This window comes from Paraburkholderia sp., from assembly GCF_028283785.1.
In the GTDB taxonomy this organism is placed as follows: domain Bacteria; phylum Pseudomonadota; class Gammaproteobacteria; order Burkholderiales; family Burkholderiaceae; genus Paraburkholderia.
This window is the reverse complement of the sequence record NZ_JAPWKB010000019.1, coordinates 978,503-994,517: the sequence shown is the minus strand read 5'-3', so window position 1 is coordinate 994,517 and position 16,015 is coordinate 978,503. Positions and strand designations below refer to the sequence as shown.

Genomic DNA, 16,015 nt, shown 5'->3' with positions numbered 1-16,015 from the left:
GTTGGAACGATACTAGCCAGATAGTATTCGTGTGTCAAAACAAATAGAAAAAAACAATCGGTGTACGCACCCAATTGGTGAAAATTAGTTCGCGTACGCTGCTTTCAGCAGCTTTCGAGTGTAAGCGTGCGATGGCTCAGCAAAAATCTTCTCGACTTCGCCCGTTTCGACAATCGAACCGTTTTGCATCACCGCGACACGGTGTGCCATTGCCCCGATCACGGCCAGGTCGTGGCTGATAAAGACGAATCCGAGGTTGTACTTCTGTTGCAACCCGGCGAGCAGTTTCAGCACTTGCTGCTGGATCGACACGTCGAGCGCGCTGGTCGGTTCGTCGAGTACCAGCACGCGCGGTTCGAGCACCAGCGCCCGCGCGATCGCGATCCGCTGACGCTGTCCGCCGGAAAATTCGTGCGGGTAGCGATGCAGCACGCTGCGGTCGAGACCGACTTCGCGCAGCACCGAAATCACCTTGTCGCGCCGCGCGTCCGCGCCGAGTTCCGGGCGATGCAGCGCCAACCCCTCCCCCACGATCCGCTCGATGGTCTGCCGCGGCGAAAGCGAACTGAACGGATCCTGAAAGACCACCTGCATATTCGAGCGCAAGACCGTCTGTTCGCGGCCGCGATAGCTGGCGAGCGGCCTGCCCTGAAATTCGATGTCGCCGTGCGCAGCGCGCTGCAAACCGAGCAAGGTCATCGCCAGCGTGGATTTGCCGGAACCCGATTCGCCGACGATCCCAAGCGTCTCGCCCTGCCGCACCGACACCGTCGCATCCGACACCGCCCGAAACCGGCCATGCCTGAACCAGCCGGCAAACCCCGGCAGCTTCGTCCTGAAATCGACCGAAACACCGCGCGCTTCGAGCAGAACCGGCGAGATCGGCAGCACCGGCACCACCGTGCGCTGCGGCCGGCTTTGCAACAGGCGCTGCGTGTACGGATGCTGGGGCGCGTCGAAAAGCTGCGTCACGGGCCCGGTTTCGACCAGCACGCCCTGCTCCATCACCGCGACACGCTGCGCAAAATGTCGCACCAGATTCAGGTCGTGCGTGATCAGCAACACGGCCATCCCGCGTTTTTCCGCTTCGTCGCGCTGCAATTCGAGCAGCAGATCGACGATCTGCGCGCGAATCGTCACGTCGAGCGCGGTGGTCGGTTCGTCGGCGAGCAGCAGTCGCGGACGGCACGCCAGCGCCATCGCGATCATCGCGCGCTGTCGCTGGCCGCCGGACAGTTCGTGCGGATAGCTGTTGACGCGCTTGCCGGGCTCCGCGATGCCGGTGCGATCCAGCAGCGCCACCGCGCGTTTGCGCGCCTCCTGCGGCGACACACCGTCATGCACGACGATCGTCTCCGCGATCTGGTTGCCGACCGTGAACAGCGGATTGAGCGCCGTCATCGGCTCCTGAAAGATCATCGCGATATCGGAACCGCGCAGACCGCGCATCTGCCGCTCGGTCTTCGTCAGCAATTCCTCGCCGTTGAAGCGGATCGAGCCGCTGACCTGCGCATCGCTGAGCAGCCGCAAGATGGACAGCGCGGTCACGCTCTTGCCCGAGCCGGATTCGCCGACCAGCGCGACCCGCTCGCCGCGCGCGATCGCAAGCGACACGTCGTTGACCGCGACGGTATCGCCGAATGTCACGTGCAGATGATCGAGTTCGAGCAAAGGCACATCGCCGTGGGTTGAATCGCTCACGCGCTGTGCCGGCAGGTTCGTCGCATCGTTCGTCACCCTCGTAGACGGATTGCTCACTGATTGCCTCCGGCGCGCATCGCATCGGAGATACGCGTGTCGAGCGCGTTGCGCAGCGCATCGCCCATGAATGTCAGCAGCAACAGCATCGCCACCAGCACGCCGAAGGTGGACAGCGAAATCCACCACGCGTCGAGATTCGCTTTACCTTGCGCGAGCAATTCGCCGAGGCTAGGCGTCGGCGCGGGCACGCCGAGCCCGAGAAAATCGAGACTCGTCAGCGCGAGAATGGCGCCGCTCATCCGGAACGGCAGAAACGTGATGACGGGCGTGAGACTGTTGGGCAACACGTGACGCCACATGATCTGCCAGTTCGACAAACCCATTGCGCGCGCGGCGCGCACGTAGTCCTGCGTGCGGTTACGCAGAAATTCCGCGCGCACGTAATCGGACAGACCGATCCAGCCGAACAGCGACAGCAACACGATCAGCAACACGAAACCGGGCTCGAAGATCGCCGAAAAGATAATCAGCAGATACAGCTCCGGCAACGCGCTCCATATCTCGATCAGGCGTTGCCCGACGATATCGATGCGCCCGCCGAAGAAACCCTGCACCGCGCCCGCGAGGATGCCGAGCACCGTGCCGATCAGCGTCAGCACCAGCGCGAATTCCACCGACACACGAAAGCCGTACAGCAGACGCGCGACCAGATCGCGACCGCGATCGTCGGTGCCGAGCCAGTTGTCGCGCGACGGCGGCGCCGGATTCGGCGCCTTCGAAAAATAGTTCAGCGTGTCGTAGTAGTACGGGTTCGGCGGATAGATCGCGAAGTTGCCCGGCTCGCTGAAACGATGCCGGATGTACGGATCGAGGTAATCAGCCGGAGTCGGAAAATCGCCGCCGAAGGTGGTCTCCGCGTATTCCTTCACGAGCGGAAAATACAGCTGCCCGTGATAGCGCACCACCAGCGGCTTGTCGTTCGACCACAGCGGACCGGCAAGGCTCGCAGCGAATGCGACGACGAAGACGATCAGGCTCCAGTAGCCCAGCCGTTGCTGCCGGAAGCGCCGCCATACGCGCCGCGCGGGCGAAGGCGACACCTGCGAAGGCGCTGGCGGGTGATGCGGAACGGCGTCGGTTTGAAGGCGGGCTCGGCTCAAGTCAGCGCTCCAGTTGTTCGAATTGAATGCGAGGATCGACCCATACGTAGCACAGGTCGGAAATCAGCTTGGTCGCGAGGCCGATCAGCGTGAACAGATACAGCGTGCCCAATACCACCGGATAGTCGCGTCGCACCACCGACTCATACGACAGCAAGCCCAGCCCATCGAGCGAAAACAGCGTCTCGATCAGCAGGCTGCCGGTGAAAAACGCGCCGATAAACGCCCCCGGAAAACCGACGATCAGCGGCAACATCGCGTTGCGAAACACGTGCTTCCACAGCACGCGTCTTTCCGACAGGCCTTTCGCGCGCGCCGTCAACACGTATTGCTTGCGGATTTCGTCGAGGAACGCGTTCTTCGTCAACATCGTGACGACCGCGAAACTGCCCACCACCGACGCGACGATCGGCAACGTGATGTGCCACAGATAATCGAGAATCTTCCCCATCACACTCAACTGCGCCCAGTTATCCGAGGTGAGATTGCGCAGCGGGAAGAGTTGCAAAAACGTGCCGCCGCCGAACAGCACGAGCAGCAGCACGCCCAGCACGAAGCCCGGAATCGCATAGCCGATCAGCACGACGAGGCTGGTCGCCACGTCGAAGCGCGAGCCGTTGCGAACCGCCTTCGCGATGCCGAGCGGCACCGAGATCAGATAGGTCAGAAAGAACGTCCACAAGCCGATGCTGATCGATACCGGCAGCTTCGACACGATCAGCGACCACACGCTTTGATGACGGAAATAGCTCTGACCGAGATCGAAGGTCGAGAAGCGCTTGAGCATCAGCCAGTAGCGTTCGAGCGGCGGCTTGTCGAAGCCGTACAGCGCCTTCAGCTGCGCGACCTGCTGCGCATCGACGCCGCTATGCGCGCGCAGGCCGAACGGCGTGCCGCCCTCCGCGCCCTTGCGCAATTCGTGCTGCATCTGTTCGACCGGACCGCCCGGCACGAACTGGATCACCGCGAAGGTCAGCGTCAACACGCCGAGCAAGGTCGGGATCATCAACAGCAGGCGTTTGAGGATGTAGCTCCACATGACGGCGCTCCGTGCGGCGGCAAAAACACTGTTAAGGATTGATTCGGCGCCGCTTACCGGGGCGACTTGAACCACCACATCGACGTGATCCAGTCGTCCGCCGAATAGTACAGCGGCAACGTGGACGGCCACGCCAGGCCACGTTTGAACGCAACCCGATGGGTCGCGCTGTACCAGTGCGGAATCACGTAATAGCCGTGCATCAGCACACGATCCAGCGCGTGCGTCGCATCGACCAGTTGCTCGCGCGTTTGCGCCTGAACCAACGCTTTCAGGATCGAATCGACGACCGGCGACTTGAGCCCGATCACGTTGTCCGAACCGGGGGTATCGGCGGCCTTGCTGCCGAAGCGGTCCACCTGTTCGGTACCCGGCACCTGTACATCGGGCAGACGGATGGTCGTGGTGTCGTAGTCGAATGCGTCGAGGCGCTTCTGGTAGATCGCGAAATCGGCAACCCGGAAATGCGCGACGATACCGAGCTTGCCGAGATTGCGCACGAACGGCGCGATCACCGGCTCCATCGTCGCCGCCGAACCGGAGTCGTCGAGGATCTCGAACTCGAACGGCTGCCCTTTCGCGTCACGCAACGCGCCATCGCGATACGTCCAGCCGGCCTGCGCGAGCAACGCGCGCGCTTCGAGCAGATTGGCGCGCAGCGAGCCCGGCGGGTCGGTGTCGGGCTGCGTCGGCGGCGCTCCGAACACGGCCGGATCGAGCTTGCTGCGCCACGGCTCGAGCAACGCGAGTTCACCCGGCGACGGCAAGCCTTTCGCCTGCAGATCCGTATTCACGAAGAAGCTGTCGATCCGTTTGTACTGGCCGTAAAACAGTTGCCGGTTCAGCCATTGATAGTCAAGCGCGAGATCGAGCGCCTTGCGCACCCTGACATCCTGGAACAGCGGCCGACGCTGGTTCAGCATAAAGCCCTGCATGCCGGTGCCGTTGTGATGCACGAATTCGCGCTTGATCAGCTCACCGCTGTCGAACTTCTTGCCGACATCGCGACGCACCCAGCTGCGCGCGACGTTCTCGACCATCGCGTCGTATTCGCCCGCCTTGAACGCTTCGAGCCGCGCGACGCCGTCCGAATAGAGCTTGTAGTTGATGCGCTCGAAGTTGTACATGCCGACTCGCACCGGCAACGCGCTGCCCCAATACTTCGGGTCGCGCTTATACGTGATCGTGCGGCCGTTGTCGTATTGCTCGATCAGATACGGACCGCTGCCGATTGGCTTTTCGAATGCGAGTTGATCGAACGCAATGCGGGTTCCGTCCGGCTTCACACCCCACTTGCGCGAGAACACCGGCATGCCGCCCGCGAGCAATGGCAACTCGCGATTGCCCGCACGAAACTCGAAGCGCACCGTGTGCGGATCGACGATCACCACCCGCGCGATCTCGGCGAAATACGCGGCGAATTGAGGTGCGGCTTGCGGGCTTTTCAGTGTGTCGAACGAGAACTTGACGTCGTCGGCGAGGACCGGATCGCCGTTCGAGAAGTGCGCTTTCGGATTGATGTGGAAGGTCGCGGACATCCGGTCGGATGCGACCTCGACGTCGTCGGCCAGCAGCCCATATGCCGACGCGACTTCGTCCGCGCTGCCCGTCAGCAGACTCTCGAACAGCAGCCCGACGCCGGGCGCGGTATTGCCACGAAGGGTGAATGGATTGAATTTATCGAAGCTCGTCAGACGGCTCGGATTGGCCAGCACCAGCGTGCCGCCCTTCGGCGCATCGGGGTTCACGTAGTCGAAATGCGCAAAGCCCGCGGGATACTTCGGCTCGCCGTATTGGGCGATCGCATGGGCCGCATAAGCGTTCGACGCGCTTGCCAGTATGCCGCCGAAAACCGCCGCACACAGCGCTGCCGCCATCGACACACTGCGCAAAACCGACCGACCGACACGCGACGCACGGGCCGTCAAAGGGTGCCGTTGCTCGCCGCGCGAGGGGCGCTGCAACGCATGCTGCGGGTCACACTTTGAAGCACGCTGTGCTCGAAGCCATCGCGAGCCAGTTGTCATAAGGGCCTTGTCGGTCAGTGATCGGTTGCAATGTGAGAGAATTCTACCCATTATTCTGCGCGATCCCGCACATCGGACGATGCGGTGCGCTGTTTTCATTAGGAGAATTCATGGGCTTCCTCGCTGGTAAACGAATCTTGCTGACCGGCCTTCTGTCGAACCGTTCCATTGCTTACGGTATTGCGCAGGCATGCAAGCGCGAAGGTGCAGAACTGGCGTTTACATATGTCGGCGACCGTTTCAAGGACCGCATCACCGAGTTCGCGACCGAATTCGGTAGCGACATGATCTACCCGTGCGACGTCGCCGACGACGCGCAGATCGATGCGCTGTTCGTGTCGCTGAAAGAGCGCTGGGACAGCCTCGACGGTCTCGTGCACTCGATCGGCTTTGCGCCGCGCGAAGCGATCGCGGGCGACTTCCTCGACGGCATGACGCGCGAAAACTTCCGTATCGCGCACGACATCTCGGCATACAGCTTCCCGGCACTCGCGAAAGCCGCACAGCCGATGCTGTCGCAAGACGCGGCGCTGCTGACGCTGAGCTATCTCGGCGCGGAACGCGTGATCCCGAACTACAACACGATGGGTCTGGCCAAGGCGTCGCTCGAAGCGAGCGTTCGTTATCTGGCCGTGTCGCTGGGTGCGAAGGGTGTGCGCGTCAACGGCATTTCGGCAGGCCCGATCAAGACGCTCGCGGCAAGCGGCATCAAGGGCTTCAGCAAGATTCTCGACTTCGTCGAAGGCAACGCGCCGCTCAAGCGCAACGTGACGATCGAACAGGTCGGCAATACGGCGGCGTTCCTGCTGTCGGATCTGGCAGCGGGCGTGACCGCTGAAATCCTGCACGTCGACAGTGGCTTCAGCAATGTCGTCGGCGGCATGATGGTGGCGGCAGAGTAACGCGTCATCGCCGGCGCGCAAGCGCGTCGCGAGAGCGCCCGTTGCGATCGTCGAGATCGGCGCGGGCAATAAAAAAACCGCCTGAAAAGGCGGTTTTTTTATGTCGGAAACAACTGGGTTGCCCATGCGCCGTCGACGACGCATGGAGCACGTTAGTGCCAGTGTCCGTGATCATCACCGTGGTTGCCGCCATGACCGTGATCGTCGTGGTAGCCGCCGTGATCGTAATGGCCCGGAGGATGATGACGATTCCAGTCGTCACGCGCCCAGTAGCGGCGGCCATCCCAGTAACGATCGCCATGCCAGCCGATCACGATAGTCGGACCACCGTAGCCATAGCCATACACAGGCGCCGGCTGATACACGACGGGCGGCGGAGGCGGCGGCGGTGCGTAGATGGGCGCGGGTGCAACATAGACCGGCGCGGGAATACCGATGTTGACTCCGACGTTCAAACCGCCGGCCATCGCAGCGCTCGACGCGCCCAGCACGATAACCCCGGTCAGCAACGATGCAAGACGAACGGACTTCATTGATTCACCCTTTTACGAACGTGTGTGATTGGGCGCAAATATAGCGCACGTCCACTTAACGCGTATTTCAACTTTGTAATAACTGATGCAGCAGATGGCGGAAACCGAACCGCATTAACGTCTCGTTACACGCGAGCGTATTTCGTGACGTGATGGCGGCGACGTGATGCGCGGAACATGCGCTGAAGATGCCCGACAAGCCCGCGAAAAAACACGATGCGATGTGCGATGCGAACGATGCAGATGAGTGTTTTGGCGAGCACAAAACAAAAACCCCGCAGAGCCTAGACTCTGCGGGGTTCTCTCTACCATTTCTGGCGGAGACGGAGGGATTCGAACCCTCGATCCAGGTTTTGGCCCAGATGCTCCCTTAGCAGGGGAGTGCCTTCGACCTCTCGGCCACGTCTCCCAAACTTTCTATCGCACAGGGAGTCAGTGCGACGAAGCCAAGACTATAGCGGGTTCGAAGGCCCAGGTCAATTTCTCAGGCACACTTTTTTTGTGTTCGACGCGGCATCCGGAAACGGATTGCGATCGGCCGGTTAACGCACACGATGCACCGCATGCGCCGCCATCAAAACGACATGTGCCCCGCACAACGAATAGGCCGTTAAAACAGGCCCAAAACGCTGCGTGCTTACGCGCGATCGAGTTCGAACGCCTTATGCAGCGCGCGCACGGCGAGCTCCATGTACTTCTCGTCGATCAGCACCGAGATCTTGATTTCCGACGTGGAGATCATCTGGATATTGATGCCCTCTTCCGACAGCGTGCGGAACATCTTGCTCGCGATACCGACGTGCGAACGCATGCCCACGCCGACCACCGATACCTTCGATACCTTGAGGTCGCCCGAGACCTGTTCGGCCTGAACGTGATCCTTGACCTGGTTCGTCAGGATGTCCATCGCGCGCTGATAATCGCCGCGACCGACCGTGAACGTGAAGGCCGTTTTACCTTCGACGCTCTGGTTCTGGATGATCATGTCGACGTCGATATTCGCGTCGGCGACCGGGCCGAGGATCTGGTACGCGATGCCCGGCTTGTCGGGCACGCCCATTACCGCGATGCGGGCCTCGTCGCGCTGGAACGCGATGCCCGAAATGACTGCTTTTTCCATGGTCTCGTCTTCTTCAAAAGTAATCAGGGTGCCCGACTTCATCTCGGCGTCGAGCGGCATCAGCGGATCGGTCAGGCTGGACAGCACACGCGTCTTCACCTGATATTTGCCGGCGAATTCCACCGAGCGGATCTGCAGCACCTTGGAACCCAGGCTCGCCATTTCCAGCATTTCTTCGAACGTCACGCGGTCGAGACGACGGGCGTCGTCGACCACGCGCGGATCGGTCGTGTAGACGCCGTCGACGTCGGTGTAGATCAGGCACTCGTCGGCTTTCAGCGCCGCCGCCACCGCCACCGCCGACGTGTCCGAACCGCCGCGGCCGAGCGTCGTGATGTGGCCGTCAGGGTCGATGCCCTGGAAGCCGGTGATCACGACCACCTTGCCCGCGTCGAGGTCGCGCTTGACGCGTGCGTCGTCGATCTCGTTGATGCGCGCTTTCGTGAACGCGCTGTCGGTTTTGACGGGGACTTGCCAACCGGTGTAGCTGATCGCGTCGACGCCGGCGTCTTGCAGCGCGATGGCCAGCAGGCCTACGCTGACCTGCTCGCCGGTGGCCGCAATCATGTCGAGTTCGCGCGGGCTGGGCTGGGCGGTAATTTCTTTTGCGAGACCCAGCAAACGGTTGGTTTCGCCGGACATTGCAGACGGCACGACGACCATCTGGTGGCCGGCCTTATGCCATTTCGCGACGCGCTTCGCGACGTTCTTGATGCGCTCGACCGAGCCCATCGAAGTACCGCCGTATTTGTGTACGATGAGTGCCATTGTCGTTCTGAACTGAAGGAGAAACCGCGCTGGCGCGCTGGTGACGACCGCACAAAAAACACAGGAAGCGCAACGTTCAGGAACGACGGCGAAGTGTGGCGGCGTAGATGCAGCGCACGTGCAGCACGCGCGGATTTGCCCGTGAATGGCCGCTGATGATGTCTGATGGCCACCGGAAACTCCCCGGAAACGCGAAAAAAGGCGGCAAAAGCGGGTCGGGCAAACAAGCTAAATTAACTGATCGGACGCGAAAAGACAAGCCAAAATCCGTTTGGCAAGCCCCGCAAACGCTTATGCGCAAAGGCGTCGGACGCTATTTTGAGATTTTCGCGGAGTGTTCGCGATGCGCGTCGCCGGTGCAACGTGATCGCGACCTGATCGCGACGAAAACGGTAGGCGCAGGAAATATCGACGCCACGTGCGCTCACGCGAGTTGCAGATCCTCGCGCCAGTCGATCCTGACGTAGCGAGCAGCGGAATCTGCGCTCGCTTCACGCGCGCTCACGACGGCCCGATTCACGCCGATGAGCGGCACGAACAGCAGCGTCTCACCGACATACAGCAACGGCACATCGCGCTTCCACGCGGGCACGCCGCGCTCCTGAAACAGATTCTTCAGCGTGCGGCTCGCGCCGTTCACGCCGGTTTTCAGGCGCTCGCCGCCCTCGCGCGAGCGCGCCCGCAGCGTCGCCGCGGCCAGCGTCGCGACGGGAATCGCGTCCACATCGTCCGCCGATGCTTCCGCGAAAACGAAGGTGCCGCGCCATTGCGGCAGTCGCCAGACCGATTCGCCGCGCCACACCAGTTCGCTGGTTTCGCGTGCGTCGATAGCGGTTTCGTCGGGCGGCTCGGCACTGTCGCCGGCTTCCCAATAGACGCGCCCGCGATAGCTGCGCAGCGCGTGCCCCGCGTGATCGACGCGTAATGCGTGGCCGGTCGTGGCGCTCGCGGCATTTGGAGCGCTCGTGTCGCCGACGCCGCATCCTTCGGCGCCCTCGCCTGTTTCGCGCAACTGACGCAACGCATCGCCCATTCGCGCCGCCGACGCCGCGGGCAAACCCTGCGCGCGCGTCCAGTAACGCAGCAGATTCAACGCGCGATCGTCGTCGAGTGCGAGCAGCGCGCGCTGCGAGAGCGCGCCGGACGCGTCGGACTCATCGCTCGCCAAATCGGCCGATGCATCGCTCAGATCGCGACGCGCGAGCTCGTCGAGCAGACGCTGTGCCGATGCGGCATGCGCGGCCGTACGCGCCAATGCGTCGCGAAAACCGGGAAAGTGAATGGCCAGCGCGGGCAGCACGTCGTGACGCAACGCGTTGCGCGCGTAACGCGTGTCGGCGTTGGATTCGTCGTAGATCCATGTGAGCGAGCATGCCAACGCGTACTGCTCGATCTGCGCGCGCAGCACATGCAGCAGCGGCCGCATCCGCGTCACGCTCGCGCCGTTCGGCAAGCGCTGCGGCGCCATCGCTGCAAGCCCGGCGAGACCGGCGCCGCGCAGCAATTGCAGCAGCACGGTTTCGGCCTGATCATCAGCGTGTTGCGCGAGCCATAACGTCTGCACGTCGTGCCCGGCGCACATCGCGTCGAGCGCGGCATAACGCGCATCGCGCGCCGCGGCTTCGAGGCCCGCACCGCTATCGCGCGACACCTCGACGCGTCGCGCGTCGAAGCTCACGCCGCGCGCTTGCGCAAACGCCGCGCAATGCGCGAGCCATTGATCCGCGTGCGCGTTCAAGCCGTGATGCACATGCAGTGCAATGCAACGCCCGGCGCCGATCATCCGCACAGCCGCGTCGAGCAGCACGCTCGAATCGACGCCGCCGCTAAACGCGATCGCGATCCGCGCATTGGAATCCGCTAAAGACGACGCACGCAAAGCAACGCCGAGCGCATCGAGAACGACGCGTTCGGCGTGTGGACCGGTTGAAGAACCGGCAGGCGAATCGGCGGAGGCCGTCACGGCAGGCGGGCGAAAAATGCCGGTGCGCGTGAAGAAGTCATCGTGCGTGCGGGCTCAGGCGCCCGGCATCGATTCCTTGAACTTGCCGTACGACATCAGGCGTTCGAAGCGACGTTGCTTCAGATCCTGAATGCTCATACCCTGGAACTGGCGCAGCGAGTCGGCCAGCGCACGGCGCAGCATGGCAGCCATGCCCTTCGGATCGCGATGCGCGCCGCCCAGCGGCTCGTTGACGATCTTGTCGATCAGACCCAAGGCCTTCAGACGATGCGCGGTCAGACCGAGCGCTTCCGCCGCTTCCGGCGCTTTTGCGGCGCTCTTCCACAGGATCGACGCGCAGCCTTCCGGCGAGATCACCGAATAGGTCGAGAATTGCAACATCAACACGTTGTCGCCGACCGCGATGGCCAGCGCGCCGCCCGAACCGCCTTCACCGATGATCGTCGCGATGATCGGCGTTTTCAGTTCGGCCATCACGTACAGATTGCGGCCGATCGCTTCCGACTGGCCCCGCTCTTCCGCGCCGATGCCCGGATAGGCGCCCGGCGTATCGATAAACGTGAAGATCGGCAGGTTGAATTTTTCGGCGAGACGCATGAAGCGCTCGGCCTTGCGATAGCCTTCCGGACGCGGCATACCGAAGTTGCGCAGCGCGCGTTCCTTCGTGTCGCGGCCCTTCTGATGGCCGATCACCATGCACGCCTGACCATTGAAACGCGCCAGCCCGCCGACGATCGACAGATCGTCCGCATACGAGCGGTCGCCGTGCAATTCGTGGAAATCCGTGAACAGTTCGCTCACGTAATCGAACGTGTACGGACGCTGCGGATGACGCGCGATTTGCGAAACCTGCCACGGGCTCAGGTTCGTGTACAGATCCTTGGTCAGTTGCTGGCTTTTCTTCGAGAGCCGCTCGATCTCTTCCGAAATATCGACGGCCGAATCGTCCTGCACAAAGCGCAATTCTTCGATCTTCGCTTCGAGTTCAGCGATCGGCTGTTCGAAATCCAGAAAGGTGGTTTTCATGAGTTGTAATCCTTGGACTTACCGGCAGCGCGTATTCTAACCGCGCGCGCCGATGTCAAAACCCTGTCGCAACTATCGATCTCAAAAATTCAATAGCCTCGATAATTGCGATTCTGCTTCTATCAGTAGTCGACCGGTAGCGGGTCGAGGCTACGCCACATATACCAGGTCGCGACAGTTCGCCACGGCTCCCAGTTCGCGGCAACCTCACGCGCTTCGCTGCGCGTGACGGGTTCGCCGCTGAAATAATTCACGCTGATCGCACGAATCAGGCCAAGGTCGTCGAGCGGTAGCACGTCCGGACGCGACAGGTTGAAGATCAGGAACATTTCCGCGGTCCAGCGGCCGATGCCGCGAATCTGCGTCAGTTCGGCGATCACCGCCTCGTCGTCCATCGACGTCCATTTGCCGACGTGCAAAGCGCCGGACACGAAGTGCTGCGCGAGGTCGAGGATGTATTCCGACTTGCGCTTCGACAACCCGCACGCGATCAGCTTTTCCTGACCGACCTTGATGAACTGTTGCGGCACGAGCTTCGGACACGCCGCTTCGACACGCTGCCACACGGCTTGCGCAGCCGCGACCGAAATCTGCTGACCGACCACCGACCGCGCGAGGGTGACGAACGGATCGCCACGGCTCAGCAGATGCACCGGACCGAATTTCGGAATCAGCTTCTTCAGGATACGGTCGCGCTTCACGAGGTCGGCGCACGCTTTGTCCCAGTACGCTGGCCGCGTGACTTCCGGCGACAGCCCGCCGATCTGCACCGGCACCGCCACTTCCGACTCACCGACCACCCGCGTCTTGCGGACCACTTCGCCTTCGCGCGTATCGCGGGCGAGTTCCTGCACGTCGCCGGCGAGTTGCGCAGGCAACACGCCGTTCGCTTGCGGCTTTGCGGCGGGTTTTGCCGTGGGCTTGACCGCAGGTTTCGCAGCCGGACGCGCGACGGTTTTCACCGCGCTTTTCGCGCCGGTTTTGACCGGCGCTTTCGCCGGCGACTTGACGGCTTCGCTCGCGACTTCCGATGCCTTGACGGGCTTCGTGGTCCGGGTGGTTTTCGCCGCCGGCTTGCCAGACGAGGCCGTACCGTTGGCCGCGCGCTTCGTCGCGACCTTCTTCGTCTCCACCGACGCGCCGCGTGCGGACACGCCGCCGGCAGCGTTGCCGCTTACGGATGCTTTCTTTGCTGCCGTACCGCTGCGCGCGCCGGCCGACTTCGATGCGGCTGTCGCGCTGGTTTGAGACGCGGCTCGTTTAGCCGGCGTCTTCGTGGCCGATGCCATCCTGCCTCCTGCCTGGCGTGTCGATCAGAGGGACGAACGTGGCGCGTTCACACGCGCCGCCACTCGGTCAACCCGCCGGGTTTGTCTTCAAGTGCAACGCCGGCCTCGAGCAATTCGGCCCGAATCCGGTCTGCTGCCGCGTAGTCTTTCGCCTGCTTCGCCGCCACGCGATCCGCGATCTTTGCTTCGATCGCCGCGGAGTCGAGCGCGCCTTCGTTCGCGCTGCCCGACGCCTGCTGCAGAAATGCGCGCGGGTCGCGACCGAGCAAACCGATCACGCCTGCAAGACCGCGCAACTGCCGCGCCAATTCCGGCTCGCGCGTGCGGTTCAATTCGCTTGCCAACTCGAACAGCACCGATACTGCCACCGGCGTGTTGAAGTCGTCGTTCATGGCCGCGTGGAAACGCTGCGCGTGCGCCTCGTTCCAGTCGAGCGCCGCCGGGTCGGGCGTGACGTCTTTCAGCGCTGTGTACAGACGCGTCAGCGCGTTACGGGCGTCGTCGATATGCGTGGTGCTGTAGTTCAACGGCGAGCGGTAATGCGCGCGCACGATGAAGAACCGCACCACTTCGGCGTCGTATTGCTCGAGTACCTCGCGGATCGTGAAGAAGTTGTTCAGCGACTTCGACATCTTCTCATTGTCGATCTGCACGTACCCGTTGTGCATCCAGTAATTCACGAAGGTTTGACCGGTCGCACCTTCGCTTTGCGCGATCTCGTTCTCATGGTGCGGGAACTGCAGATCCTGCCCGCCGCCGTGGATGTCGAAATGCTCGCCGAGCAACGTGCAGCCCATTGCCGAGCATTCGATATGCCATCCCGGACGACCGCGCCCATACTTCGAATCCCAGCCAGTGTCGGCGGGTTCTTCGGGCTTGGCCTGTTTCCACAGAACGAAATCGAGCGGGTCCTGCTTCGCGTCGTTGGCCGCGACGCGCTCGCCCGCGCGCAGGTCTTCGAGCGATTTGCCCGACAGCTTGCCGTAGCCAGAAAACTTGCGCACCGCATAATTCACGTCGCCGTCGGCGGCCTGATACGCGTAGCCGTTCGCTTCGAGCCGCTCGATCATGCCGAGCATCTGCGGAACGAAATCGGTTGCGCGCGGTTCGAGGTCGGGACGCTGGATGCCGAGCGCGTCGGCATCTTCGTGCAATGCCGCGATGAAACGGTCGGTCAGCGACTTGATGGTCTCGCCGTTTTCCACCGCGCGACGGATGATCTTGTCGTCGATATCCGTGATGTTGCGCACATAGGTGACCGAGTAGCCGAGCTTGCGCAGCCAGCGCTGCACGACGTCGAACACGACCATCACGCGTGCATGGCCGATGTGGCAATAGTCGTAGACCGTCATCCCGCAGACGTACATCCGCACGACGCCTTCCTGGAGCGGCACGAAATTTTGCTTGTCACGCGCGAGCGTGTTGTAGATGCGCAGTGGTTCCATAGAGACGATGCGTGGGCCGAAAGAAACCGCAATGTACTTTGCCGCGTGTCGCACCGGCGTTGCCTGACGTAGCCACCTATGATGCAACCGGGGTTGCAACGGCGACAAGGGCATTCGGTGCGGCGCACTCGGCAGCGAACCGGCGCACTGGGTGCGGCGATCGGACTGCCATCAAGGCGGAGACGACCACGAGTGGCGAAAAGACAGTCTGAGGTTCAACGGAACGCGCAGACCTTTTGTTAGAATGGGTCGGAGTATAACATCCAGACCTGAGCCTATGAAACCTTCCAGCGGCCGCGCGCGAAGCGCCGCGACCCTTGCCGCGACGGCCTTGTGCAGCGTCGTCCTGATGGCTTTGCCCGGCGCTGCAGCGTATGCCCAGAAGGCTGCGCCGATGCCCAAAGGCCCGGCCGTACGCGACAACACGCCCGACGTCGACGCGAGCATTTCACAACGCAACTGGACCGCCGCCCTCGCGCAACTCGACGCGCGCATCGCGTCGAATCCGCGTGACGCGCAAGCGAAATTCAAGCGCGCCACGGTGCTTGCGCGCCTGAATCGCGACGACGAAGCGATCACCGCGTTCACCGAGCTCACGCAGACGTATCCGGAGTTGCCGGAACCGTATAACAATCTCGCCGCGCTGTATGCGAAGCACGGTCGTTACACGGAAGCCCGCGTCGCGCTCGAAACCGCCACCAAGACCAATCCGAACTACGGGCTCGCGTACGAGAATCTCGGCGACCTGTATCTGCGCCTCGCCGACGCCGCGTATCGGCGCGCGCAAGGTCTCGGTCAGGCGAGCGGCCCCACCGCCCAGCGCCTCGCCGACATCGAGAAAATCGTGAATCCACCGAAAGATACCGGCGCGAAGAAAAAGGTCAGCCCGGTCGACAACTACACGAGCCGTGCCACCTCGAACATCACGGAGACGCCGGCCTTCCAGTTCGGCGGTGCAGGCGGTTCGCTCGCCACGCCGCCGTACATGGCGCCGTCGCAGTAAGCGCCCGGCCACATCGTTTTTTCCACCCTGAGGATCCTC

General features: G+C 62.5%; 12 protein-coding genes and 1 tRNA gene. 2 read left to right on the top strand and 11 right to left on the bottom strand.

Translation table 11 applies throughout. The features are described from left to right. Positions 1 to 84: 84 nt before the first annotated feature. From PW947_RS26715 to PW947_RS26700, 4 genes are read right to left on the bottom strand one after another with little or no spacing between them, the layout of a single operon-like run. On the bottom strand, positions 85 to 1,701 hold the full coding sequence (locus PW947_RS26715) for a dipeptide ABC transporter ATP-binding protein (RefSeq protein ID WP_366146142.1): 1,617 nt from the start codon (positions 1,699 to 1,701) through the stop codon (positions 85 to 87). A 53-nt stretch (positions 1,702 to 1,754) separates the two neighbouring features. Next, positions 1,755 to 2,861 (bottom strand): ABC transporter permease, encoded by a 1,107-nt coding sequence (locus PW947_RS26710; protein ID WP_299635379.1) that lies wholly within the window; start codon positions 2,859 to 2,861, stop codon positions 1,755 to 1,757. A 1-nt stretch (position 2,862) separates the two neighbouring features. Further along, positions 2,863 to 3,900 (bottom strand): ABC transporter permease subunit, encoded by a 1,038-nt coding sequence (locus tag PW947_RS26705; RefSeq protein ID WP_299635378.1) that lies wholly within the window; start codon positions 3,898 to 3,900, stop codon positions 2,863 to 2,865. Positions 3,901 to 3,953: 53 nt separating this feature from the next. After that, complete coding sequence (locus tag PW947_RS26700) at positions 3,954 to 5,777, bottom strand: extracellular solute-binding protein (RefSeq protein ID WP_299635377.1); 1,824 nt, start codon at positions 5,775 to 5,777, stop codon at positions 3,954 to 3,956. 260 nt (positions 5,778 to 6,037) lie between these two features. On the opposite strand from PW947_RS26700, the gene fabI reads away from it, so the two are divergent. Beyond that, positions 6,038 to 6,829, top strand: coding sequence for an enoyl-ACP reductase FabI (fabI, locus tag PW947_RS26695; protein ID WP_299635376.1), 792 nt, complete (start codon positions 6,038 to 6,040; stop codon positions 6,827 to 6,829). Between the two features lie 152 nt (positions 6,830 to 6,981). On the opposite strand, the gene PW947_RS26690 is transcribed toward fabI, so the two are convergent. From PW947_RS26690 to cysS, 7 genes are all read right to left on the bottom strand, one after another. Then, a complete protein-coding gene (locus tag PW947_RS26690; protein ID WP_299635375.1) occupies positions 6,982 to 7,362 on the bottom strand; it encodes a hypothetical protein in 381 nt (126 codons plus the stop codon). A gap of 315 nt (positions 7,363 to 7,677) precedes the next feature. Next, positions 7,678 to 7,771, bottom strand: a tRNA-Ser gene (locus PW947_RS26685). Between the two features lie 228 nt (positions 7,772 to 7,999). Beyond that, positions 8,000 to 9,250 carry an aspartate kinase gene (locus PW947_RS26680; protein ID WP_299635374.1) on the bottom strand — a complete coding sequence of 417 codons (1,251 nt, stop codon included), beginning with the start codon at positions 9,248 to 9,250 and terminating at the stop codon, positions 8,000 to 8,002. Between the two features lie 424 nt (positions 9,251 to 9,674). Then, complete coding sequence (tilS, locus tag PW947_RS26675; protein ID WP_299635373.1) at positions 9,675 to 11,213, bottom strand: tRNA lysidine(34) synthetase TilS; 1,539 nt, start codon at positions 11,211 to 11,213, stop codon at positions 9,675 to 9,677. Between the two features lie 54 nt (positions 11,214 to 11,267). Further along, entirely contained in the window at positions 11,268 to 12,239 is a 972-nt protein-coding gene (locus tag PW947_RS26670) for an acetyl-CoA carboxylase carboxyltransferase subunit alpha (protein ID WP_299635372.1), read from the bottom strand. Positions 12,240 to 12,361: 122 nt separating this feature from the next. Next, positions 12,362 to 13,528 carry an endonuclease III domain-containing protein gene (locus tag PW947_RS26665; RefSeq protein ID WP_299635371.1) on the bottom strand — a complete coding sequence of 389 codons (1,167 nt, stop codon included), beginning with the start codon at positions 13,526 to 13,528 and terminating at the stop codon, positions 12,362 to 12,364. Positions 13,529 to 13,575: 47 nt separating this feature from the next. Further along, on the bottom strand, positions 13,576 to 14,973 hold the full coding sequence (gene cysS / locus PW947_RS26660; protein ID WP_299635370.1) for a cysteine--tRNA ligase: 1,398 nt from the start codon (positions 14,971 to 14,973) through the stop codon (positions 13,576 to 13,578). A gap of 277 nt (positions 14,974 to 15,250) precedes the next feature. Here cysS and PW947_RS26655 point away from each other — a divergent pair, with 277 nt between their 5' ends. Next, positions 15,251 to 15,976, top strand: coding sequence for a tetratricopeptide repeat protein (locus PW947_RS26655; protein ID WP_299635369.1), 726 nt, complete (start codon positions 15,251 to 15,253; stop codon positions 15,974 to 15,976). Positions 15,977 to 16,015 lie beyond the last annotated feature (39 nt).

What these genes read in the sequence shown, in the direction of transcription:
- PW947_RS26705 (WP_299635378.1), bottom strand. Translation starts at nt 3,900, where the DNA reads ATGTGGAGCTACATCCTCAAACGCCTGCTGTTGATGATCCCGACCTTG.
- PW947_RS26700 (WP_299635377.1), bottom strand. Translation starts at nt 5,777, where the DNA reads ATGGCGGCAGCGCTGTGTGCGGCGGTTTTCGGCGGCATACTGGCAAGC.
- fabI (WP_299635376.1), top strand. Translation starts at nt 6,038, where the DNA reads ATGGGCTTCCTCGCTGGTAAACGAATCTTGCTGACCGGCCTTCTGTCG.
- PW947_RS26690 (WP_299635375.1), bottom strand. Translation starts at nt 7,362, where the DNA reads ATGAAGTCCGTTCGTCTTGCATCGTTGCTGACCGGGGTTATCGTGCTG.
- PW947_RS26680 (WP_299635374.1), bottom strand. Translation starts at nt 9,250, where the DNA reads ATGGCACTCATCGTACACAAATACGGCGGTACTTCGATGGGCTCGGTC.
- PW947_RS26670 (WP_299635372.1), bottom strand. Translation starts at nt 12,239, where the DNA reads ATGAAAACCACCTTTCTGGATTTCGAACAGCCGATCGCTGAACTCGAA.
- PW947_RS26665 (WP_299635371.1), bottom strand. Translation starts at nt 13,528, where the DNA reads ATGGCATCGGCCACGAAGACGCCGGCTAAACGAGCCGCGTCTCAAACC.
- cysS (WP_299635370.1), bottom strand. Translation starts at nt 14,973, where the DNA reads ATGGAACCACTGCGCATCTACAACACGCTCGCGCGTGACAAGCAAAAT.
- PW947_RS26655 (WP_299635369.1), top strand. Translation starts at nt 15,251, where the DNA reads ATGAAACCTTCCAGCGGCCGCGCGCGAAGCGCCGCGACCCTTGCCGCG.